This window comes from Paenibacillus sp. J22R98 (assembly GCF_059383835.1).
In genome coordinates, this window is record NZ_JBXENW010000009.1 from 50,613 (window position 1) to 76,131 (window position 25,519).

The 25,519-nt window shown below is 43.8% G+C and carries 15 protein-coding genes; all 15 read right to left on the minus strand.

Annotation, left to right across the window (positions count from 1 at the left end):
• Nucleotides 1–52: 52 nt before the first annotated feature.
• Entirely contained in the window at nt 53–925 is an 873-nt protein-coding gene (locus AC50Y3_RS22790) for a carbohydrate ABC transporter permease (RefSeq protein WP_494821022.1), read from the minus strand.
• A gap of 1 nt (nt 926) precedes the next feature.
• Nucleotides 927–1,997: an ABC transporter ATP-binding protein gene (locus AC50Y3_RS22795; protein ID WP_494821023.1), complete on the minus strand. Its 1,071-nt coding sequence runs from the start codon at nt 1,995–1,997 to the stop codon at nt 927–929.
• The gene (locus AC50Y3_RS22800) at nt 1,951–2,874 is read right to left on the minus strand and encodes an HAD family hydrolase (RefSeq protein ID WP_494821024.1); all 924 of its coding nucleotides are present in this window, start codon (nt 2,872–2,874) and stop codon (nt 1,951–1,953) included. Before AC50Y3_RS22800 ends, AC50Y3_RS22795 begins: the two co-directional genes overlap by 47 nt.
• Nucleotides 2,875–2,988: 114 nt before the next feature.
• On the minus strand, nt 2,989–4,362 hold the full coding sequence (locus AC50Y3_RS22805) for an ABC transporter substrate-binding protein (protein WP_494821025.1): 1,374 nt from the start codon (nt 4,360–4,362) through the stop codon (nt 2,989–2,991).
• A 206-nt stretch (nt 4,363–4,568) separates the two neighbouring features.
• Complete coding sequence (locus AC50Y3_RS22810; protein ID WP_494821026.1) at nt 4,569–5,198, minus strand: glycerol-3-phosphate responsive antiterminator; 630 nt, start codon at nt 5,196–5,198, stop codon at nt 4,569–4,571.
• Nucleotides 5,198–6,046 (minus strand): metallophosphoesterase family protein, encoded by an 849-nt coding sequence (locus AC50Y3_RS22815; RefSeq protein WP_494821027.1) that lies wholly within the window; start codon nt 6,044–6,046, stop codon nt 5,198–5,200. Before AC50Y3_RS22815 ends, AC50Y3_RS22810 begins: the two co-directional genes overlap by 1 nt.
• Nucleotides 6,047–6,202: 156 nt before the next feature.
• Nucleotides 6,203–6,832: a GNAT family N-acetyltransferase gene (locus AC50Y3_RS22820; RefSeq protein WP_494821028.1), complete on the minus strand. Its 630-nt coding sequence runs from the start codon at nt 6,830–6,832 to the stop codon at nt 6,203–6,205.
• Nucleotides 6,833–7,097: 265 nt separating this feature from the next.
• The gene (locus AC50Y3_RS22825) at nt 7,098–14,585 is read right to left on the minus strand and encodes an immunoglobulin-like domain-containing protein (protein WP_494821029.1); all 7,488 of its coding nucleotides are present in this window, start codon (nt 14,583–14,585) and stop codon (nt 7,098–7,100) included.
• 610 nt (nt 14,586–15,195) lie between these two features.
• On the minus strand, nt 15,196–18,114 hold the full coding sequence (locus AC50Y3_RS22830; protein WP_494821030.1) for a DEAD/DEAH box helicase: 2,919 nt from the start codon (nt 18,112–18,114) through the stop codon (nt 15,196–15,198).
• 116 nt (nt 18,115–18,230) lie between these two features.
• The gene (locus tag AC50Y3_RS22835; protein ID WP_494821031.1) at nt 18,231–18,638 is read right to left on the minus strand and encodes a (deoxy)nucleoside triphosphate pyrophosphohydrolase; all 408 of its coding nucleotides are present in this window, start codon (nt 18,636–18,638) and stop codon (nt 18,231–18,233) included.
• Nucleotides 18,639–19,659: 1,021 nt separating this feature from the next.
• Complete coding sequence (locus AC50Y3_RS22840) at nt 19,660–19,911, minus strand: hypothetical protein (RefSeq protein WP_494821032.1); 252 nt, start codon at nt 19,909–19,911, stop codon at nt 19,660–19,662.
• Between the two features lie 389 nt (nt 19,912–20,300).
• Nucleotides 20,301–21,608, minus strand: a complete 1,308-nt coding sequence (locus tag AC50Y3_RS22845; RefSeq protein WP_494821033.1) for a hypothetical protein — start codon at nt 21,606–21,608, stop codon at nt 20,301–20,303.
• A gap of 297 nt (nt 21,609–21,905) precedes the next feature.
• Nucleotides 21,906–22,742 (minus strand): hypothetical protein, encoded by an 837-nt coding sequence (locus AC50Y3_RS22850; RefSeq protein ID WP_494821034.1) that lies wholly within the window; start codon nt 22,740–22,742, stop codon nt 21,906–21,908.
• Nucleotides 22,743–22,958: 216 nt separating this feature from the next.
• Nucleotides 22,959–23,294, minus strand: coding sequence for a hypothetical protein (locus tag AC50Y3_RS22855; RefSeq protein ID WP_494821035.1), 336 nt, complete (start codon nt 23,292–23,294; stop codon nt 22,959–22,961).
• 22 nt (nt 23,295–23,316) lie between these two features.
• Nucleotides 23,317–24,975: a DUF262 domain-containing protein gene (locus AC50Y3_RS22860; protein WP_494821036.1), complete on the minus strand. Its 1,659-nt coding sequence runs from the start codon at nt 24,973–24,975 to the stop codon at nt 23,317–23,319.
• Between the last annotated feature and the right edge of the window lie 544 nt (nt 24,976–25,519).

The following is a 25,519-nucleotide window of genomic DNA, read 5'->3' on the forward strand; positions in this document are numbered from 1 at the left end:
TAGATGGGCCGCTGATCGTATTGTCTACGGCTTTCAAGAGCTTCACCTCTTCTTAACGGTAATGAACGCGGTTCGACAGCAGTTTGAAATAGATGATCGTAAGGACTCCGATGATGACCAGCAAGATGACGCCGGCCGCAGACGCATAACCGATCTTGAAGAACCGGAATCCGTTCTCGTAGATGTAATAGACCAGCGTATTGGTGGAGTTGATCGGCCCGCCTTGCGTCATAATAGCGATGGTCTCGAACACCTGGAACGAACCGATCATGTTAATGATCACCAGGAAGAAAATCGAAGGCGACAGCATAGGCAGGATCAGCTTCCTGAAGGTCGTCCACGGCTTGGAACGATCCAGCGAAGCCGCTTCATAGATATCCGGCGGGATACTCTGCAGCCCCGCGATGAACACCAATGCGTTGTAGCCGAGCCCTTTCCATACAGCCACGATGACGAGCGAAACCAATGAAGTACTCGGATGGGATAACCATGCCAGCTTGCCGAAACCGACGAGCCCGATCACCCAGTTCAGCAGCCCATACTCGGGATCCATCAGCCAGCTCCACAGCAGTGAAATCGACACGAGCGAAATAATGTGAGGACTGAAGATCGCGCCTTGAACGAAGCCGTGAAAGAAGCTTTTGCGATTCAGCCATAGGGCGAGCAGCAGTGCAAGACTAGTCGTTAACGTTACCGTTAGCAGGGTATAGATCGTTGTGTTCGTCAGCACCTGGCGGAAATCCGGCTCCGACAGCAGATCCTTGAAATTCTGAAGGCCCACGAAAGTCTTCGTCGGGCTGACAAAATTCCAATCGAACATGCTCAAGTAAATCATGTAGAAGATCGGATAAATGAAGAACAAGGAGAACACGATAATCGCCGGAGCGACCATACTATAAGGACGCAGTCTTTCCCATACCGTCATGTCATCTTCCTCCAGCCGCCGCCAGACGTTTCGAGCTTACCCCCACGCCGCGCAGCCTTTCTCCGTTCAAGCCGAAATAGTAGAGCTGCTCATACGGAATCGTGACTTTTACGTGCGAGGCCGTTTCGAGCGGCGCAAGGAAGGTTTTGACGAAGAAGATACCGCTTCGTGATTGGATTTGATAAATATTTTCCGCTCCCAGACTCTCCCGGGTTAGAATCTCGCCTTCAATGTCGAACCCTTCAACCGCTTCAGCTGCGCCGATAAGCGCCTGCTCCGGACGAAATCCTACACGGCTCACGGTGGCAGAGGACTGAATCTCCAGCTCGTGGATATCTCGTACATCCATCATGTTCATGGCCGGTGTTCCGATAAACTCTGCAGTAAACTGATTAGCCGGGTCGTGATAGAGCTTCATCGGCGTATCCGCCTGCTGGATGACGCCTTTGTTCATGACGACGATCTCATCCCCCATCGACATGGCTTCTACCTGATCATGCGTAACGTAGACGAATGTCGTACCAAGGCGCTTGTGCAGCTGAATCAGCTCTGTTCTCATTTGGTTACGCAGCTTCGCATCCAGGTTGGACAAGGGCTCATCGAGAATGAACACCTTCGGCTTCTTCACCATAGCTCGGGCGAGTGCCACGCGTTGACGTTGTCCGCCGGATAAGTTCTGAGGTTTCTTGTTCAGATGCGGGGCTAAGCCGACAATCTCGGAAATATCCATAATCAGCTTCTCGCGCTCGCTCTTCGCAATCCCCATATTCTTAAGACCAAATTCAATATTGCCGCGGACGGTCATCGTCGGATATAGCGCATAATTCTGAAAAACCATCGCCACATCCCGCAGCCCCGGCGGCGTATCGTTCACGCATTTATCGTCAATCCAGATCTCCCCGCTCGTCTGCTTCTCAAGCCCCGCCACCATGCGCAGCGTCGTGGATTTCCCACAGCCCGAAGGTCCGACAAGAACGGTGAACGATCCATCCTTGATGGTCAGGTTCAAATTCTCAATGACGGTCTCATCCTTGAATTTCTTGCCGATCTGTTTCAGCTCGATCCTCGCCATCCGCTATATGCCTCCTTGTGATGGATTCTTCAATCGTACGCATGAGCTGCTCCAACTCCTCCAACTGGTGAAACCGCAAATCCCAAACCTCCGGGTCGCTGCTCGGATAAGGAGAGATCAAACATGTTCTGCCGCCCAGCTGCTTCACCGGATGCAGATCGTTCCACGGGTTGTCCCCGATCGACAGAATTTCGTGCGCTTGATAGCCTTGATTAAGCAGCGCTGTGACATAGGAATGAAGGCCGTTAGGCTTATTGGCGTCGTACACGACATCTTCGAACATATAACGGATCCCCATGTAGCTCGTGAATGCGATGCCGGATTCGTGATGGGTGTTGGTCATGAGCACTTTCTTCTCCACAGCCGTGAGCTCTTCGATAGCCTGGAACAGATCGGTGTGGCATTCGAATTGATAGGGAGCTTCTTCGACCATCTCCTTGCGGACGCGGTCAAACGCGGCTTTCAAATTCTGCTCGGGAAGCTTATATCTGTGATTGAGAGCCGTTGCAATGCCCCACGGGTCGCCAATCGGAATGAGATGCGGCACCTGAGCAGACACCGTTCCATAGCCATGAGCTTGCTCATCGACCACTTTCGTCCCCTGCCAGGTATTGCCCTGCACGAAAAACTCACCCTCCCGAACCAACCACAAATCATCCAGCCTATGATAAAAATGTCCAAATTGGATCTCATGCTCGCCTGCCCGAATCGCTCTCCCTAAGCGAACAGCCGCCTCAGTTTCTCCTTCATGTGCCGTTCCCTCCAGCAGGTAACGGATATACCGGTCCAGGTAGGTGTCTTCTTGATAGAGCGTCCCGTCCATATCGAAAATAACCACTTTAATCGCAGACAACCAGTTGTCGTTGTTGCTTTGCATTCATGCATCAAGCTCCCCTGCTCTTAGGATGAGGAGGAGAAGGCTTCCGCCGTAAGCGCAAGACTCCTCCTCTTGGGTTTTAACTAACTATGAAGGAAGTGAAGGGATGCGTAATTATTTGCCGAGCAGCTTATTGGCTTTCTCCGCCGCTTGATCAAGCGCTTCCTTAGGCGTTACCTTCGGATCGAGAATGGCTTTCTCGATGGCTTCTCTGATGATCTTCGCCACTTCCGGATACGCGTTCTCCATCGGGCGCGGTCTAGCGTATTGCAATTGGTCTACGGCTACTTTGAATTGCGGGAACTCGATAAAATGCTGCTTCAGCTCATCGCTCTCTACCGCAGACATACGAGTCGGCAAGTAACCGACATGCTTGTGCTGGTAGATGGTGTTTTCCTTCGACGTCATCCATTTCAGGAATTCCCATGCCGCTTGCTTCTCTTCATCGCTGCTCTTCGACGTAATAACCAGCTGACAGCCGCCTGTCGGAACGCCGTAGCTGACATTGGAAGGCATGAATGCCGTATCCATCTCGAAGCCGCCTTGCTTAGCCAGTTCCAGACTTCCCGTCACGCCGGCAGTCGAAGCAAATTTGAATGCGGACAATTGGTTGGACCAGTCTTTGTCAGCCGTTGCTCCCGCTTCATCACCCATTGGGATCTTGATTAGCCCTTCACCGACCAGCTTCTTCCAGAACTCTACCGGTGCTACGCCTTCAGGCGAGTTGAATGCAGCCGTCTTGCCGTCTTCGCTGAGCATTTTGCCGCCGCTCTGAGCAACGAGGCCTTCATAGAACCAGATATCGGCAGGCACGGTCATGCCGAGTTTGCCTTTCTCCTTCAGCACTTTGGAGTATTGCTCCAGCTCATCCCATGTCTTCGGACCGGCCGGGTCGAGTCCGGCGTCCTTCAGCATCGTAACGTTCTTATATAGAATTGGCGTGCTGCGCATGAATGGAAGTCCATACAGCTTGCCGTCCACGTAGGCATTGCCCATCAGACCCGGGTTGAAATCATCCAGCTTCAGTTGATCCTTGTCCTTCTCTGCATAAGCCGTCAGATCTTCCAGCATGCCGGAGTGAGCGAAAACACCCGTAGAGGAGATTTCCAGATCGGTTACCGCAGGCGCGTCTCCTGCTGCGAAGGCTGCTTGTACTTTAGCGTGAAGATCGTCGTAAGTACCTTGGTGTTCCGCTATGACTTCGTATTTATCCTGCGACTCGTTGAAGGTTTGAACCATGTGCTGCTTCGCTTCTTCGATCTTGTCACCGTACGCATACCAATATTTGATGACGATCTTGTCAGCTGCAGGTGCATCTGCCGGCTCTGCTGCTCCTGCTGTTGTGTTGCTTGTGTTGGTCGTGCTCGTCGTGTTGCTCGTGTTTGAGCTAGTGTTGTTGTCCGCGTTCTTCTCGCTTGCTCCGCATGCCGACAGCACACCTGTCGTCATCAGCATTGCAAGTGTCACAGTAGTAAGCTTCTTAACCATCGTCCAATCCTCCACCTTTTCTCTACCTGATTTGTACAATCGGGCGTGCAAAAAAGAAACCTTAATCCTGCCGAAGGCTATATGCCCTCAAGCGGATAAGGTTTCTCCATTACTCCAACCGATCGCTATTTACTTTTCATCCTGAATATTACAGCAGTTTCGTTAACGCCAGGTTATCCCATTGCAAAGATTGTATGGATTTTCATTTATTGGATGATGAGAGTAGATGCGATGGATTTCCATAGCGCCGGCTTAGATGTTGAGATCGCTGCTGCTCCGTGCCTCAAGCATTCCTCTGCCTGCTCCGGCTCGTACAGCAAGCCTCCGGTGATGACAGGAAGCGTAGTGAACGCCCTCACTTTGTCGAAAATATCAGGGATACGCGCAGGCATCACTTCGATGATATCCGGCTCACTCAGAAGCAGGCTCTTCGCGATGTTGTCCAAGCCCTCACTATCGACGAGGAAGAAGCGCTGAATCGTAAGCAGCCCCATCTTCTTCGCGGTTTTCACGACATTCGTTTTCGTCGAAATAATGCCCGTCGGCTTGATGACTTTCGCCAGATAATCCAGCCCGTAATTGTCCGTGCTCAGACCGCCAATCTTCTCCAGATGCAGGAAGACGGGGAGCTGGTGTTCCTTGAACACGTCCACATACCCTTTAATAACGCCTATGTGCCCGGTTAACAGGAAGACCCCGCTCAATTGGTGGCGTAGAGACAATGCGGTCTCAATATGTCTCGGGTCCTTGATGGAAGCGATCATTCGGTGCGCGGAGAGCCTCTCTAGAAATGACGCATGTTCCAGAGCAGCGTTCTTCGTTCTTATCGTCTCCATTACTGAGGCTGCTCCGCTGTTGCTGTTACTGGCGACAAGGGAATACTGTATTCACGGTCTGCGTCTAGTCCGCGAGCGTTCGGGTTGTGGCCGAAATGTGAGATATGTCTGTGAAGGGTTTCAGCATGCTCCTCCAGATACATGACGTCTATCGTCGAGATCCGAATTTGCTCATCCTCCAGCTCCACGATTCGGAAGCCCGGTTGATCTAGGGCTGCTGCCAACTGCACAAACGTCCAATTGTTCTGAGCTACGATGGAATTCACATGTGTGTGACCATTGAAATAGACGCCTGTCCCCTGTTTCCGATTCAGAATACGCCACATGTCGATGCTGGGATGAATGGAGCCTTTGTCCAATTCCGATCTGGTCGTCGTCTGATAAACGGGGTGATGACCGAAGACAAGCAGCGGCTTCGTGCCCGATTTCTCCACACAGAACTCCAACCACTGCAGCTGCTCTTCATCCATCCAGCCACTCCAGTCGGCGGTGTTCATCTCTCTGGCCGTGTCCAGAAACACCAGCGTCGCTGCGTCCGTATCGATGGCGTGATAACGCTCCTGCCCCGTTATCTGCAGCACTTGCTCACGTGTCTGCGAGTACAGATCATGGTTGCCTAGCACATGGATGAAATTCCGCTTCTCATGCCACAGCAGATCATACACTTCCAGCAGCTCCACAGCCGAGCCGAAATTCGTCAGGTCTCCAAGCGATATATGTAAGTCGGCATCTGTATCCACGAATTGCTCCAGTAGCGTCTGATAGAAAGCCGTCCTAGCCTCCGGCAGCCCCGGAATCGTCGTATCGATTTCGTGGTAATGCAAGTCACCCATCAGCAGTAGTTTCATTCGTTCTCTCCTCCTGGATAATCCAATTTTTAACTCTCTCCCTTATGGTAGAGAGGGAGTGTTGATTGTCCGTTAAGTGGGGGAGGTGTTTTTGTAAAGATTTGTGTGGGGGAAAAACAAAAAACGCAGCCCCCACATAAAGGGACTGCGTATACGCTATTCTATATCTCCTCCTCGGTACGCTTTCTCATGATACTTGGTGATGAATTTGAACAGCGATTGGCCGTCATCCTCCGGCTTAAAAGTAGCCTCCAGCGGCAAATACATTGCCTGATACGTCTCAGGCACCCAGATATAAGGATGCACATAACTTGTGAGCTGAAAGCCTGTCCGCAGCCAGAATTTGATGCGCTCCGCATTCTCCTCCGTTTGCTCCGCCTCGACCTCGATAATGATCGCACGGCAGGATTCCGATGACTTCGCCCATTCGCTGATTGCTTCCACACACTGTCTGCCTAAACCGCCGCCTCTTCGACTTGCCCGCACAGCGAGATAATCGAGCACAAGCACGTGCGCCCCACGGTCAGTGAATGTCAGCGCGATAGCGACAACCTCGCCCGCTTCCGTCCATGTATGCAGCTCGCTCAGCTTTCGTTTAAACATGCGGCGGATTACGCCTTCGCTCTTCCCTCTATGTTCGGGGAAGGCTTCCCGGTACACGGGCTCTACCTTACGCCACAGGTTCTCGTTCCATTCTGAAGTGACTTGATAGCTCATCATTGTAACCTCACAGGTGCTCGCATAACTGCTGTACGAATTGATCGCGCTGATTGATGACTGTCTCATAATTCTTCTCGCGTGGTCCTGGAGATGCTTCGGTATGAAACATTAGATGTGCTCCTTTACTAGGTCAAACGATGACACGCAAAGATATTCCATTAATTGTATATCAGTAGGAAGAGATGTTCAAATCATCCTGTTGCAACGGGTTAGAGGTCAGCACACTACATCTCCTAAAGAGGAATCAATGCCCTAGTTGTTCGGCAATATATGCCCACTATTAAAATAAATAAAAATGCAGCCCCAACATGATGGGGCTGCTTCGTTTAAATCAAATCTGGTTCGGTTTTGGAGACACGATATAGATTTCTCGGATTTGCGTGTTTCCTTTTGTGTCCACATAGACTTTATATTGGCCTACTTCGTACGTCCCTTTCGCGTTGTTTTGGATAGAGAACGTTTTTTTGATATCAATAAACGAACCGTCGGAATACTTTTCTCTAACCGTGATAGTCAAGTTATTTTTATTACCGTTAAGTTTTTCTACGTAAGCCGTTGGTGTCGCGTCTATAACCGTGACAGGAGGCGCAAGTAACGCCATTAGCTCTGCTTTAACTTGACCGTCTGCCAGAATAGCGACAAAGTTGAGAGCTAAAGCGATATCGGCAGCAGATCCAGACTCGAGCGCCTTTGAAACGGCAGCCTCTGCTGATGTTTCAAGCATTTCATTGTATCCGCCTGCGCTTAACAGATATAAATTTGTAAATAAATCCGAACTCTTTAATTGCCCGCTTTCAACTTCAAATGTGCCTCTGGTGCTGTCAGATTCATTCGGGCCGTCAGATTCATTGAGCATTACCGATACCCCGATTCTTCCGTTCGCGAGTAGTGATGCAGGATTATTATGAACGGTATTAAACGGAATTTTGAGACTGTAAATCGTCTGTTTAGTTGCTTCATCTCTCGTAATCACTGCCACAATATCCGTGATTGGAGCAGTCGGTGCATTGGCGCCTGCAGGACGAGTCCAAGCCCATTTGATTACTTCGTTGTCATTGGTGAGCGTGAATCCCAATTCATTCCGCGTCGTACTGTTGGTTGCAGGATTGCGTAAATCAATGCCTAACTGCAAATTGTCCTCTCTCCATATATTTCCTCCAGACTGACTATTGAAGTGTACGTCATCTGTAACGACAATGTATGCATATAAATTGCTGTCATCCCATGCGAAATGCGATTCTACGCCAAGGTCTTGGGGACCATCCCACGTTCCCGCAGTTACATAATCTTTTGTGTTCATTACATATGCTGGAGTTGCGGCACTTCTGGCCGGATTTTCCGCGCCGGCGGAGCTTACCTTTTCAGCGTAAGCTGCGTCTAATTTTGCCGTATATTTGTATGTCTTTCCGTCTTCAAGTTGAAGCTCGAATGTGATCAGACCTGCAACATAATACGGTAAATCTACGGTTACGGATTCGCCTGCCGCAAGCGCGTTAAATGGGATTGGAGTGAAATCTTCAGCATAAGCCGCCGGGGAACCAATTGTCAGTGTCCCTGGTGCAGAGGTTTTTCCTCCGACATTATACTTAAAGTTAAATTGTTGCTCAGCTCCGTTACTGGTAAGGCTAAACACAAACGGTTCCGCCAATAGATCCGAGCCGTAAATGCCATATGGATTGTCGACTGGCGTGCTGTTTCTCAAACCGGATGCGTAATAGTTGTTGCTAAGTTCGATCGATGTGCCGCCCGTGCGCAGCATGGCATACACATTATTATTCTGACCGTTCTTAGACGGTTGGAAGTAAGAGGAGTATACATTCGCTTTTCCGCCGTAGACGTCTATACCCGGGTTGTTAGCTGGCAGCTGAGTAAAGTTTCCTTGCTGGATACGAACGATACCGTTATTGACTACCGCTCCCGCTACGCTTGGGCTTCCCCAGAACGCGCTGTTGTACAGAACAAGTTCAGCGTCGGGGTGAATTTTGGCGGTATTCGGTACATCGCCCATTCGGATATACGCTCTGTTTGGCTCCGTTGCGATGTTCGTATTCACCAATTCCGAGTTGATCGCGATGATTTGGGTGTGTTCGTCCGCGTCTTCCACATACAAGGAGTATGCGCATCCGTCCGAGCCATGACCGATCATCGTCAATTTTCCCGGGTATGCGAATTGGCCGTTCCCCAAGTCTCTCTTCAGGAAGTGGACGCCGTATACCGAACCATAAACGAAATTGTTAAAAATCGTCTCGTCTTCCACATCGGAGAATTTGAGCGCACTGAGGTATCTTTGTACGAATCCGTACACATCGCCTGAAGGTGCCGTATAGCCTTGACCTCCCGGAAGTCTCAAAGCGTAATGCGGATTGAGTTGCATATTTCTGATAAATCCGCCTTCCCCGCCTCCGCCGACCCAGATGCCTGCTCTTAAGAGCGTGCCGCCTAAATAATCGACATAGTGACCGTCGGTTTTATAGGAAGCAAGGTCAATGCCTTTATCCCCGATTGGAATCGTTAAATTGATTGCATATACGCCTGCGCCTTGCCCTTGTACCAAGAACGGAGTTTTTAGCGTTTGATTAGGATCGTCGAGGTTGACGCTGGTTAGATTCGCTTGCGTAATGTTAAGTCCTCTGAGACCTGCGTTTGCCTTAAGTTGAATGAGAGAGCTTCCATTTTCCCCTTGGGCACCGCCGGTGTAAGTCGTAAAGATCGCCGTACCGCCGCCTTGTGTATGGTGCTGTACGTCCCATGTTCCTCTGAGTTCAACACCTTCGGGAATGATTATAGGATTATCCAGTCTATATCTTCCACCTGGTAAATATACAGTGCCACCGCCTTGATTAGCTTTAATATAGTTAAGAGCATCTTGCAATTCTGCAGCTATATCCACGGTTGGTACGTTGCTTGTTAACGAGCGCGGCAAGTCAAGTCTGAGCACTGCGTTTGATGTCGGTCTAGGATGTACATCAATATCTGTTTTTACGTCCTTCGGAATCGGTTCAAACAGATAATCGACGTCATTTACGATTTGTACCGTGGTGTCATTACCGCCACCCTTAACGTCAAGTTTAAGGTTATCAATGTGAGCGGCAAGGTTAGCGCTCTCGATGTTAAGGTTATAACCGGAATTTACCGACTTAAAAGTTCCGAAGTTTGTTCCGAGATTTGCATGTTTGTCTGCTTGTTTGAAGTTGCTCTGACTGACTAATGCGTTGCCTCGATTGAGGAAGTTCAGCGCGAAATTGTCATATTCGTCGAACGTGCAATCCTCAAACGATATAACTCCGCCTCTGGCGTTGCTTACAATCGGACCTTTGAATGCAACTCCGTTGAACTGAACAGATGTGTTAAAACGTTCGTTAACATTTACTGCAGTGTCGCCGCCAAATTCCGAATTCGAGATCAGCAGACCGAAACCGTTAGCGTTGTCAATATAGATGCCCGTTTGACTGTCTTCGATCTTTAATCCGTAGAACTGCGCGTTCGGAGACTCGTCGCCGCCAGGTTCTCTTCCGATCCACATCCCCGTCTTATACCCGCTAACATGTAAACCAGACACATATTCCCAGTCGGAACGATGCATCATAAATCCGGTAGCGTTCGCTCTTGTGTACGCTTTCGCAGCCGAAAGAGTCGGAGCGCCGCTAAGCCCTGATTTCGCCCAATAGTTCGGGTCAATGTTAACGTTCTCGATCCGTCCGATATCTGTGCAGGTGTGAACCACGATGCCCTTGTAGAGAGCCGTCAACTTGCTGTTCAGAACATAATGCATTTCGCTCGGCAGCGAGATGAATCCTCCCCAAGCGTTGACAAGAGTAACGTTATCCAGCGTCACGCTGTTTCCGGTTCTTTGATAGAACGTCCACGGATACGGAATTCCATGAATGGTCTCGAATTCCCCTGTCTTCTGACCGTTCTCGTTCCTCTTCTCAACAACGGTTTCAGCAGTAATATCCTGCTCGGGATACCATACTGAGAGGTTAGTTACACCTGTGCCTTGTTCCATGTCTATAAATCTATCGGACACATTAGCTACTTTTTTACCGCCTGTCTGATTTTCTCTCTCGTCAGAGTCCACATACGTGTCATAATTGGCGGAATTTTTGCCGGCATATACCGCGAGAATGGTTCCGTCGATTTTACCATCGTAATTATCCTCATCGGGGTTATCCCATTCCCCGCGGAGCTGTACGCCTGCCCGCAATTTTAAAACTTGTTTATATTCATATGTTGTATTGCCGGTTGTGCTTTTTACGCTTATGGTGCCGGTAGATTCCGTACGGAACGCATAAGTTCCAGCCGGTATATAGACTACGCCGCCGCCGTCATTATAAGCCGCGTCAATCGCCGCTTGGAAAGCCTCTCTGTTGTCTGGATTAACGATGCCTTCATTTTGTGCCATCTCATCGGTTATTGCACCGAAAGCAAGTACGTTGAAGTCAGAGATCGCCCAATCTTTCGCATCGTGTACCTGAGTAATTGCCGTTCTCATATATTTTGCGTAATCATGTCTATTCGGAACTGTCAGTACGAATGCTTTAGTCCTGATTACAGGATCGGATACCGGGCCTCTTGTAACCGTCGCTGTAATCGTTACTACGCCGCCGTCGTCCGGACGGTTTGTCGGGATCATGCCTGCAGCGGTTATGAGGTTGGCAGCGGATGTCTCCCATGTAATATCCGTCATATTCTCACCCATTGACGGAAGAACTAAGTTCGTCGTCACATTAGCCTCAGAAGCGTTCACGCCTTTGATTGCATCCCATGTCAGCTTGTTCATCATATTATCTACTGCAGCCTCGTCGGTTCCGTCACCTGTTCCGCGAACGACGATAGTAAATGTTTTGACAACCATTGCCGCGCCTTTGCTTATGGTCGCCGTGAGGGTTACGGCTGCATTGGCTACTTGACGATCTACTGCACCAGTGTTGCTGTTTATAACCGTGTTATTCGTAGATGTCCACGCAATGTTCGTTCTCGCCGAACCCGTCGTAGTAAGAGTCAAACCTGTTTCAACCAGATCCTGTCTGGTGTTCGTGCCCTTGATCACGTCCCAAATCAGCGCGTCCGAAGCAAGTTGTACCGCTTCTGCATCCGTTGGCGGAATTTCGGTTATTCGTATACTCTGAATGATTGCTCCAGGTGTAGCGAAACGGAGGTGCGCGCCTTGATTCTGTGCACCTATCGCAAAATTGGCTCCGTTAAGCACAACTTTTGAAGTTACCCAAGTACTGCCGCTTCCTGTCGCCGGAATGCTCGCAGATCTATACGCATCGAATCCGGAGAAACTGCCAGGATATATCGTGTTGTAATGTAACGAAATACCGCCGGTTGCGCTCGGTCTCCAGTATGTGACCGTTAACTCAACCTTGTTTACTTGCGCAAGACGAGGGTCGTTTACAATGACGTACATAAAGTCGCCAACCTTCGCAGCGCCTACACCGCTTTGTGGTGCGACCACCACTGGGACACTGTCTCCGTCGAGGCTGATGCCTATGCCGTTGCCTTGTAGTTTGTTGCCGGATTGAACAAATGTGTTTGGATTGTTCAAGTCAATGAACACTTCAGCAAGCTCATTAGCCGTACTGGCCACTGTCAAATTAAAAGGTACATGAACAGGTGTTGCACTACCTTTGCTTATTGTCGCGGTAAGGGTTACTGCTTTGTCTGCGACAGGGTCGCGAGTTACCACGCCAGTTAAGGTATTTATGACACCTGCCGGTGCAGCCGACCACGCTATAGCCGTATCATTCATACCCGTTGTCGGCAGAGACAATCCGGTTCTTACTTCGGATTGAATCGCGTTCGCATTCCTGATCGTGTCCCATGTCAGATGATTTGCCGCGTTTGTTATGGCTTGCGTGTCGTCAAGATGCTCCACTTTCACTCTTGTATGCGTTCCTGCGAAAGGATATTGCGTACTTTGAGCCGTGCGTGCGAATGTATAATAGGTGTTGCCCGTTGGCTTTGTAAATGTGGCCGTATACACGCCTGTATTGAGCGTACCTGTCGTCCAATCGCCGACTGCTGGAGCGTTACCGGAGGTGTTGATCGTGAACTGCACAGCCTGACCGTTTGACGGCGCTGCTGCCGATAACGTAACGTTGCCGGATGTTTCAACAGCTGCGGCAATCGGTTTCGGCGAATCCACGGTATTCTGGAAACGCGGGTTCTTGATATAGATGTCGCCTTGGGGCACAGCAGACCATTGCATTTGCAATCTTCCTGCTTGTACCGTGTCCAAATTCACGGGATTGAAACCATTAGGAGAATTTGCTGCTGATAATTTCGCATATACCGTCATCCATTCATTGACATGTCCGCTTCTGATCTCGTTAACATTAAGGTTAAGACGCGAATTGGTGTCAACACTGTTACCGCCAGCCGCTATGGCAATCCAGTTATTCCCGTTAAGATTCAACAGGTCTGTATGCGTAACATACATATCAAATACAAAATATTGATCCGCATAACCTATTAAATTCTGATTGCCGCTGCTACTAATAAAGCGGGCATCCCAAATCCGTTCAGCGCCCGCGCCAATCCGCCCAGCTCCCAACTTGAACGCGTTGTTTCCATCCGGCGCAGTCGTGTTCGTCCCCTCATTGCTATTAGGAAAAAACGTCGCAGCTTGAGCATTTACCGCCGCCGGTACGGCTGTCACCGTCAAAGTAAAAGTTTGCGTAGCACTTGCAGCACCCTTGGTTATTGTCGCCATGAGTACTACGGTTTTGTCTACTTCTCTATTCAATAAACGATTTACACTTCCGGTGTTGCTTATTGCTGCATTGTCCGAAGACCATGCTACGTTAGTTGTTCCTATTGCCGTCGGAAAATTAAGTTGCGATTTGACATCGTTATTCGAAGTATTACTACCTTTAATCGTATCCCATGTCAGAGACGCCGCCGCTTCATTTACCAATGTTTGTTCGTTAATTGATGTTACGGTAATTCTTGAAGATGCTCCGGTGAAGTTGTAGTTGCTATCTGCTTTCGAGCGCGCGAATACATAGTAGGTGTCTGCTGAAGGTAATGTGTCAAATTGATACGTATAAACACCACCGTTATTCATTCCATCTACCCAACCGGATGCAGGAGCGTTTCCATTATCGCTTATTGCGAACTCCACAGTTTGCCCGCTAGCCGGTGCGTTCGCTGTTACTGTTTTTGCTGCTACGTCAAGCGCGGGGACCGTTGATTGTGATACCGGGACTCCTAACGTACTCTTCTGGAAACGCGGGTTTTTCATGAAAACACTGGTATTAGGGACACTCGTACCCCATTGCAGATGCATGGCCAGTCTATTTACTTGGTTTAGCCAGGCATCATCGAAAGCCCCGGCTACGGCACTTGACGACGATAACTTCGTATAGACTGTCGCCCATGTGCCCACTGCTGCAGCTGTAACCCCGCTTAAATTAAGCTGGAGACGAGAATTGGTGTTAAAGTCATTATTTTGATCGCTTACGATGACAAGCCAGTTATTTCCTTGCATATTTTTGAAGCCTTCATTAGGAACGTACATCTCGAATACGAAGTAGCCGTCTCTATAAGCTGATAGATCCGGATGTGACGTCACGCTCGGCGTGAAGAGGTTATCCCAAGGTCCCCCGTTCTTCGAGGTTCCGGTGTTTAAGCTCCATGCGGTCTGTCCGTCCGGTGCAATGGTTTCTGTGGCCGTATTCCCATCTGCGCCTGCATTAACAGTCAAAAGATTTACGGTATCTCCCCATGCCGCGCTGACTGTCGTAGGAATCGAAAACCAATTTAATAGCATCGCTGTCATAAGGAAATAGACTAATATACGTCTTTTTATCATTCTTAAACGTCCCTCCATATCTAACCTATTTATGAACGTATGGTATTGATGTAGGGTCCAGCAAGACCTTTACCCCCATCCCATCAGGATCCCGAGTTTCGCAAAGTGTGGTCTGACAACACTTTCTCACTTTTGTGTTCGCTTCGGCATCACCTCTCCTATTCTCCGTGTCTAATCTGGTATAAGTGCATCCGTCCACAATCGATCTGGTGTTAAGGTTTTCACGGGCAAAAAAATAACAGGATTCAAAAAGCGATAAGCGTACGTGCAAATAACGTAATCTTACTACTTTTTAAATCCTGTCATCATTTTTCAGAATGAACCTCTGCATATTGTGGACTAGTCTTATCATACGTCTGTTGCAATTGAGTTCCTATAAGGTAATCTTCTCCTTTACGAGGGCATTATTGTCTTGATGAGAACCGGACCTTTGTTAAGGAAGTGGGCACTTGATAAGCGTATTTTAGATGCGATGTTTGTAATGCATCTCGTCGAATCGGTCAGGAGATTCGTATAACAAAAGCCCAAGCGTTGAATACGCTTGGGCTACTGAGGATAGGTGAATGTGGGTTTAAAAACTATTCCTAATAAGCAATCAATCGACAATGCTTCACGAAGTAATTGAAGAACTAGTATTCCCAGTCTTCACATAATGATAAATTCTAGATTCCACTGGATTCTCCATAATCATATTCATAAAGACAACAGGCTCGTCTTTACCAGTCTTACTTTTCATTATGGTTTGCCCAACGCTAGCTGGAACAGGGGTTGCTCTACCAAAGTAATAATAGTCGCTGCCCCCTTCATCATCGTCCTTCTTCACAAAGATATGAACTTCTACTCCATTCTCCTTGGCATCGATTATTTTCTTTACCTCTTCAGAATGAATGGTACGATTCCTTCTTGTGAACCATTTCAAGACTTGTGGAGAAAGAAGCTCGTCCTCGTATTTTATGCCTGATTCGATGTCATCATCTTTGTGATACGTTACAAATATCGGACAGGTATTATGTTTGGTTTTATAACCATACATCGTAGAGCTTTCATCGCTACCCCAGTTCAGCAATTTACCAACATCTTTACGCGTGTATTTCTGATACAACGTTAGTAGTGAACTTCCATCGTAGTCGCTCGACTTCGCTTTAGCACATTCAAGAATATCGATTATCGATTCGTGGAAATAAGAGTTTTTACTCATTTTGTTTTTTATTTCCGCATTTAATATAAACTCTTTCCCATCAATTAATGTGCTAATCGGTTTGTTTCCGTACTTCTCACGCTGAGCCGTAACGAAGAAGGATAAGTCTAAAACACGTTCAACCGATGCAAGTGTTGCCTCATCCACTCGACAGTTCAATTGCTGTAACGCGTGCAGATAGTGCTCATACGAAACTGTCTCTTGTTGTAACAACAACTCCAATAACACGATCTCGTGCTTCCGTTTTCCAGGAAGAATTTCGGTTGAAAGCATGGCCAAAATCTTCTCTTCAAATACACTTAGTTCTGGAACCACTTCATTAATTCTTTTCAGAAATTTGTAGTACGAGTCATGAGAATCTAGTAGGACCAAAGGATCCAATGAGTTATTAGTAATAAAATCGTACAATTTCGGTGTACGACCAATTCGGTTTTTCAATTCAATATAGGCATCCCTTAGTTTCTTAAGCTCCGTCAAATTGCTGTTGTTAATTGATTTGTAAATTTGTTCCTTAGCCACTTCTTCAAAATTAATCGTAGAAATGCCATTAATGTAGCTAGTGTCCTTCATTTTTCTTCGTATGTTATCTTTATTCATTGATTTATCGCCGGATAAAGCGATAGGAATAAGGTAGTTGTTTTTGTAATTCCCTATAAAATCAATAATCGTAACAAACTCTTTAGTATCATGTTTCCTTAAACCTCTGCCCAACTGTTGTATAAAGATAATACTCGACTGTGTTTGTCTTAACATGACTACCTGATTGACGCTAGGAATATCTATACCTTCGTTGAAAATATCAACCGTAATAATATATTCAAGTGCTCCGTTTTCCAAAGCTTGAATTTGTAATTCCCTCTGATTAATATCATCCTCACCAGTTAAAGGGACTGTTCGATATCCTCTTGCATTCATCATTCCAGAAAGCATAATCGCTTCTTCTTTACGACTGCAGAATATTAATCCCTTTACTTTCTCCCCAGAGAAGCCATAATACTCGATCTTCTCAATCATATGATTTACTCGCTCATCCGTAACAAGCTTCCCTAATACCGTCGTATCATCAATAATTTGACCTTCATGCTCGAAATCCGTAACTCCAAAGTAATGAAACGGACAAAGCATTTCTTCTTCTAGAGCTTCCTGCAATCTAATCTCATAGGCAACATTGTAATCAAAAAGTTGATAAATGTTGAAATCATCGGATCGTTCAGGTGTTGCTGTCATTCCCATTAAGAATTTCGGTTTAAAATAATCAATCACTTTACGATAGGATGCTGCCCCAGCTTTATGTACTTCATCGATTAATATGTAATCAAAGCACTCTGGATCAAAATGTTTAAGCGCATCGGTCTTTGAGATGGTTTGAATGGTAGCAAAAACATACTTGGCTTGATCACACTTGCTATTACCCGATAGGATCCCATAATCCTTTTCATCTCCGCCAACTATGCTTATATAATCGGATTTCGACTTAAGCAATATCTGCTCTCTATGAGCGATAAATAACATTCGTTTCGGATTATATCTTCTTACATCGAAAGCAGATAGGTATGTTTTCCCTGTCCCGGTGGCTGAGATTATCAATGCCTTTTGTTTATTGGCTTGATGTATTTCATCTATTCTTTGCAAGGCGTAGTACTGCATTTTGTTTGGTTCAATAGAAGGAATAATCGTAGGGATTTTCTTGTCACTAAGAATTTCAACCGATAATTCTTCTATGATTTTCTTAGCTGAATATTGAATAAACGTCTTCTCGTAACTCATAATCCATTCTTCTGTTAGCACACTAGATTCGAGCCATACTTCCTCGTACTGATTGGTGATTTGGTGTATGATCTCCGCATCTGGATTCAGTGTTAGCTTAACACTCCACTCATAGTTCACTTTGAGTGCTTGGGCAGTTAAATTCGCGCTACCAATTATCAGTGATTGTTGCAGCTCATTAATGAATATATAACCTTTAGAATGGAAGCCTTTAAGGTCCGATAGACGAACCTCCATATTTTTAATTTTAAGTAGTTCTCTAAACACCTTCGGATGATTGAAATAAAGATAAGTAGATGTCAGTAGTCTACCTTTAATGCCTTTACGACTTAGATCCAGGAGCTGTGCCTTTAATGTCGCTAGGCCACTTTCAGTTACGAAGGCCACAATAAACATAAAGGATTGGCATTGCGACAATTCTTCTAAGACCGGTGTTAAAATACTTTCATTGTTTTTGGGATTATTAACCAATAATTTCGGAGGAGTCTTTAGTGATTGATCTGCGAACTGAGAGGGTTGGCTAATACTTAAAGATAATGCGTCTACTAGTATTGTGTTTGTCATTTGATTTTAGCCCACCCTAATTAATAACATTAATAGCAATTACTATTTTAGCATACAAAAAGGACCACCTACGCATTATTTGCTGGTAGTCCTTAAGTTGGTTTAAATTGTGCAATTTATAGTGATTCAATTTGATTCTGTTCGACGATTTTCTCTATTGCCGGAATATCTGCAGGTGCCCAGTCCAAGGCGCTCAATTGAGACACAGGCAACCACTGTATTGCCGCATGCTCTGTTAAAACAGGGGTACCATCAATAAGTTTGCAATAGAAAGTCGTTAGATGAACAAATCCGAAATCATACTCATATACCGTATGCTCAATCTGCTCTCCAATTTCAACCTGACAATGCATTTCTTCAAGTATTTCGCGATGAAGAGCAGCTTGTGGTGTTTCTCCCGCTTCAATTTTCCCGCCTGGGAATTCCCATTTTAACGGTAAGCTTGAATTCTCCCCTCTTTGCGCACAGAGAATCTTTCCTTCATTAACAATGACTGCTCCAACTACATGGATATTTTTTTTCATGACTTCCTCCATAAGTTCCAATAGGTTAACTTTATCATACTCGTCTTTATTAAGTTTGGACAAGTTTAATGTTTTACAATGCTCTAATTTGATTAAAAGATGAGAATTATGTATCTGTACTTATAAGAAGTCGGCTAGTATTTTTCGTTTTGCCTATAAATCAATTAATTGAAACTAAGAAATTGCTTGTAAAAGAAAAAACCGCTCGGAATCAGGCGAATGCCTGATTCCGAGCGGTTTACAGACATTATTTATTAGCAGAAATTAATTATTCTGCAATATCATTTTGACAAAAAATTCACAGATTTCACATGCACCGTATGCGGGTCAAAAAATGAGTATTTTAGAGACTGTTACAGCGGGCTGAAGCCTTGATTTTAGTGGATTTTTGGTGTTCGCATTTTGATTGTTTAGGCTCGTTTTGTTAGTTTAGGGTGAGGTTTTTCTCCAATTTTTCACCAGGTTTACACCAATAGTTACACCAGTTTTTCACCAATTTCTCAGAAGAAAATACATGCACCCAATTAAAAAATTATTGGGTGCATGTATATGTACTCAGTTAATTTTTGGTGGGTACATGGTGTTCGAATACATGTACTCAGAGAGGATACATATGTCGGTCGAAAGTAAATGTATAATTAAGGAGCGAACCTACAAAAAGCATTATGATCATTAGCAATTAAGATACAATTTCTCGTAATGTATTGCCACACCTTAAGGCTAAAAGGGCGGTAAGCAAATGTCTATGGCTATTCCTCTAGCAATGAATTCCTGTTTCATTACTATATAGAAATACAATATCGTTCGCTTCAATCGTATCTCACTATAACTCAATTCGCATTCAAACGAAACTAAATAACCAGTCGCCGTTTGAGTACCGACGACTGGCCGCTTAAACTTGAAGGGTATCTCAAAAACGGGGGACAGTCCCTTCATATATACCATTTTTTAATTGTTACATAACCATCTAGTAACGTGACTTCATTTTATATGTGTTAATTCATTGTTAAATAAAGTGAAATTATAACAACACCCAAATCCCGCTAGGCTCTGAAAAAATTGGATGCCTCATTTGTAATTTAGCTTTACTCTCATCACTATCATCAAACTTTTCATTCTTCAAATCTAATGATGCTTTAGGATTTCCATTAATGAATTGATTCGCTTCATGTATTGCCATAGTAAAGGTGTGTGATTTAATAATTTTCATGAAATCTGTATTTTGGGGTACAGCACTGTTATACAAATAAAAGTATTTTAGATCATCTGTCATAAAATTGACCCTCCCAAAGTTATAACTGTCTATAATAGCTATTAGATATATTTCCCATAAACCTAAGGTGTATTATACGATCTTTTTGCTTTAACTACAATATTTGGTCCCATTAGTTACAGCTACTTCACTCAATTTAGAAATTCATTTTTACTATATGCTTTTTTCCTTTTCCAACTACTCCAGAACTTTAAAACATTGAAATAATAATGTGATTAAAGCAATCCCTTTAATTCTGTGATTGGCGTCTTTAAGCTGCCATATTATGCATTTTCGTATAAAGCTTCTCTTTTATTTTTGATCAAATCTCTCCTACAAAAACTTTACATCGAGATATAAGAAACCCTGCTAACTATTCCGTTCGGCAGGGGCTCTTTACATGCACAACTTTATTCAGTCTCAAGATATTTGATATAGTATTCGCCCTCAACAGAAACAATTTCTGCCTTTCGACCAATCATATCAATATATTTATCTATAGCTGCAATCGATGAATCTATCAATTCCATGTTATTCATTTTGAGTTGGTATTTATCGCTTTTGACAATGTGAGCTTCTTTTTTCTTTTTTCTATTAGCGTCAAACCCAATATGGACTATTGATTCAAATTTTCTAGCAAATCCATAATTGCCAATTTTACTGTCAAGTACACCGCCAATGATTTCACTTACTATTGCTGACCCGATTTGTCTCTTGCTTGCTTTATTAAGAGAATTAGCTTCATCAAGATACTGTTTTTCCCATATTGTAGCTTTATCATATGTTTTTTTGTACTTGCTTACTATATCGCAAATCTCATTACGGAAAATACTCAGTTCTTCGACATTCATAACGTCATTTAAGTATATTTTCAGTATTTGAGCTGAATTATAGACAAAAACAGCATAATGATACTGCACCATGTAATTTTTTATCTCTGCTGTGTTTTTTGAAATCACAGCTTCCTTATCTGTGTCTATGTTTGAAGCCTTAGGCCTAGTTTTTTTTTCAATCAGATTTCTGTATAATTCAATACTATTTCTTGCAACCTTTCGTATATCCTCAATCTGAGTATTTGTTACACGAGTTCTTTCTGGATCTTTTTTTATAAATGGTATGTGTTCAATGATTTCGTATAATTCCAGACGTGCTGCTTCTAATTCACTTTGCTTAACTGCATCTAAGTATTGCTTGATTCCATCAATGCCATCTTTAATATCGGAAAATTTGGCGTTGACCTGAGCCATAAAATACTGTCCAGTTATAGCAGACAAAGCATTAAACGCATTTAAGGCAACCTGTGGAGCATTGGAAGCTGGTACAACCGCATCACTTTTTATAAATCTTGCCTGTCCTTTTACCTTATTCGTAACATTATCAAGGCCGCTTCCAAGGTACACGTCTGAACTTCCTTTTATTGTTGCTAAATGCATGGATGGGTCTAAAAGGCATTTATATGAGTTTTCCGTTGCAGCCTTAAAAGCCTGTTCAATTGCTCCTTTATTTATTTTATCTACAACAAGCTGTGGAGCGAATTGAAACAAAGGTTTCACATAGTGATTTTCCTCTAAGGACATTCTTCTATATCCCTGATTTTCTAATTCTGAAGGCGACAACTCATTAACGAAAAACTCAATACTATAAGAATCCTTCATATGCTCTTGAATCCTGCTCTGATCTATGTTCTGACTTAGCTCTGTATTTTTCTCGTTATCCATGAGTCATCCTCCTTATTTTTTGACAACAAACCCAATCGAAACTACTGTTTACAGGTGCTATTTATTTATTCATATATTGAATCAAGTTATTTCATAAACATGAGTGAAGGTATGCAACCTGCTTTTTAGGGTTGTTTCGAGGTCCTTAACCGTAACAGGTATACTACCGAATTTTAAGTGCACCAATTAGTACTGACCAAGTATCATAATACAACGGCACCTCTAAAAACGAATATATGTAAAAAACATCAGATTGAGCATATGAGAAGTTCCCAAAACGCCACTTCACCCTGAACTCTATAAAAACTCCAAATTAATATCACCAAGAGTTTTTATAAAATTGTCATAAAAAATAGTACGCTCTTGATTGTGAACTTTGAAATTGTCTAGTAGCTCATCCTTATTGGAGTTATTCTTGTAACCCTCAGGAAATACTTCATCTTTCGGAAATAAGGAACATGCTTTCTCTATTAATCCTGTTGATTCTAATTTTTTAGATGAAATAAAAATGTTTTGAGCGAAAAAGTCATCATTATCTAGAATAATCTTTCTATGCTCTATAATTTTACTCCGTATTAAATCCCTCTTGCTACTGTCATCTTCTGCCTCCAAAAGTGCATTAAGAGTATGAAAATATAACAAAATACAGTCAAATTGGTCTAACGATTTAATGATCTCTATACTCTTGATTACTTCATCAGTTTTTGTTTTATCAAAGTCTTTTGCATAATATATTGTTAAGAGACTAATCAGTTTACGGATCCATTCAGATTTAGCCTTGATTCCAGTATCAACAAGGTCTTCAAGGATATTATACTCTTCTGTATTAATATCAAATTCAGTAAACCTTTTTAAATGTACGATTTGTTGTTTGATCATTTGTTCATTAATTTCTTCAATAAATTTCGAAATTGACCGCATTTTACCGTTTAGATATCTTAGACGTTCCTGATCCTTTGAAGAACCTAATGCGAGAATTGAACCTGAATATAATGCGATTGCTAAATTTGCGGCACTTGTAGCACCCTGTGAAAGATTAGTTAATCCGAGGATGCCACCAACAGTCCCTGCTGCCAATAAATTATTAGATAAGTTTGTCGATAACATTTTTTTAAGTTTTCTAGGTAACTTCATCTTCTAACCCCATTCAATTACTTTTATTTCATGACTAATGATGTTTAACTGTTGAGGATCACGATTATGAACTATTGCTGTATCACCATTTTAATACCAACTAGTGATTGAGCAAGGCTGGCTCCTTGAAATATAAAGCATAAAGCATAAAGAAATGAACCGTTTCACAGTTCATACCCCTCGTTAGCTTAATTTAGGTTCAGTTCGCACAGTGAATTAATCAAGCTCAGAAAGTGAAATATATGCCACAGGATTTCCTGTACCAAATTTCTTTAACAATCGCTCTTCAACTCGTTGAAGTTTACTAACGAAGTCAGTACTTGCTTCAGTTCCTTCAAAATATAATCTCCCTTTATCCTCACCATCTTCAACCACTCTCCAAGTTGCAGGCTGAAAGGCGCATTCCACCTTACCACGATTGATACCTACAGCGTATTGCAATGTTTCAATGCGTTGTTTGCTCATTTTCCAATGTTTTCGTGTAGCTTCGTAATGATCCTTACCATCCTTGAGACCATTATGAATTTTGAATAATACGATTTCTTCCTTCATTTACGATATCTCCCTTTGGATATTACAGTTTCCAGATCACTGCTGCAATTCCAGCGATTTTATCAGTCCGTTCCTTAATAGCAGTAATATCCCATTTTGGGTAATCTGTAAGTTGTTTGGTCATTAGAATCGATGATTGCTCATAATTTTTCTTCTTTTCTTCAAATGGGTTATTCGATGCCGAGATGTTCAGATTTGAACCAAGCAAGGTTAAATTCCCAATTTTATTGACATGAACTTCATGTTGTGCAATATCTTCGCCCAAGTAAAGTTCCCAATCCCCATACTCTTTCTTGCTGCTTTTGGACCTGATCGTTTTCGGCATAATATGCTCGATATGAACCAGCGACCGATTTGCTATACTTTTTTCTTTGCTGAAATTCACATGATAATCCTCAATACGTTCTAATATGTATTTGCATTGATCATCTTGTCTAAAGTTCTTTGCTTTAAAGTTAGCAACGAAATCTGCATCCGATGGAATATAATCAGCTCTCGTCAATATACCTTTGACATATTCAACACACTCAGTGTCGACCGTGATGCTGAGCGCCAAGTGGTTGAAAATAGGATCCAGGTTGTTCGTGGACCAATTGCAAATGGCTCTTCTCAGTGCGAACGTTTCAATTAAGTTAAGTACGGAGACAAGCTGTTGCTCGTTTGCTTGATTTTTGAGTAATTTTAATAAAAGTGTATAGCTCGTTGCTGCCCCAATTGCGTTGATAGCTCGTAGCTTTTCATTAACGGATGAATACTTTGTAGTGGCTGTACAAATCTGATTATAGAAACCGGCATACTCTTTCAATTCATCAACTAGTTCGACTATAGAAACTGTTCTATCAACTAAGGATTTGTAACGATCATATAATTTGTTAAAGGAAAATACGCCTTCAGTTTTCGACAGTAATACTTGTCTAAAGAAGCGGAGATGATCTAGTTGCCCAACAAGCTCAACGATTTCATCCCAAGTCTCGACGATTTCATCAAGTTCATCTTCGTTAGTACGGGCAGCTTTACTTAAGATGTAGTTTTTAATCAAGTCCGCAGCTGATAGTGATAGTCCCCGGTCATTTAATGTTTCGAATAACCTAAAAGCATCTTTATGTGACATAACTTGAATCAGAACAACTTTCAAGGATCCAATAATTGACTTCGCTAGTTCGACCAAATCAGTTTGTTCGGAAATATGACCTTTAAAGAATAGATACGCTGAATACATATTTGAATTTGTCGCATCTTTAATCTTCCGATCAACAATAGCTGCGAAATCCTCCCTGTCCAGCTTACCAGGTATGAGTTTAGGTAAGTTTTTATTGAACATGGTTGAACAATGCAAATATCCATGGAGAGCCTCTCCAATCGATAACTCCTGTTCGCCCCCATGCAAAATTAAACTATCGCGCAAAGCAGCAATCAACAATGAGAGGGTTGTTAATCTTTGTTGACCATCAACCACTTCGAATTGATTTATCTCGATATTATGCTGAGGATTAATGACCACTACGGAGCCAAGGAAATGGTCCTCCCCAACCTCTATATTCTGAATGTCATTCCATAAATCCATCCATTGATCTTTGCCCCAAAGATATCTTCTCTGATACACAGGGACGATGAACTGCTCGTTCCCTACCGAAAATAATCGCATAACCGACATTTCATTTGCTTCAATGGTTTTCTTCAATGAAATAACCTCTCTCTAGTTCAATTGTAATAGCTTATAGGCTACTTTCATTCGACACAGTTTCCTAAAACCCTTCATATTTGGTAGTTCCATGCACATAGACTGCCGATCAGGGAATTAAGTTAACCTCAGCAGTGCAAAGTGTTTATTAAATTGTTCTCTTGTTCCAAATTGTTCTTGCTCGAGCATATCGTTAATATTTCGATATCGAGCCAGTAATCGACTTATTGCGTTTCATCTTTTGTATCACGATGTAATCCTGATTCTGTTTCACATACTCGCTGATATGCGCTTTATCCTAGAAATCCCCATTTGCCTTCGGTGGCGCCGTTTGGTTCAACACAGCTTCCTTCAGTAGCAGAGTAATTCATAATTGATTAATGATTCACAATGAAGTCCAAGTGACTCTTAATGAAGATGTTTAAAGTAACCGCCTTGAACTCTCATCCGGAACCTGTGACCTACTGCATTTACATCGGAAAGTCACAATTAGTATGTTAAGTTTGAGTAATGCTACATATTAATGGAATAAGACATTAACTTA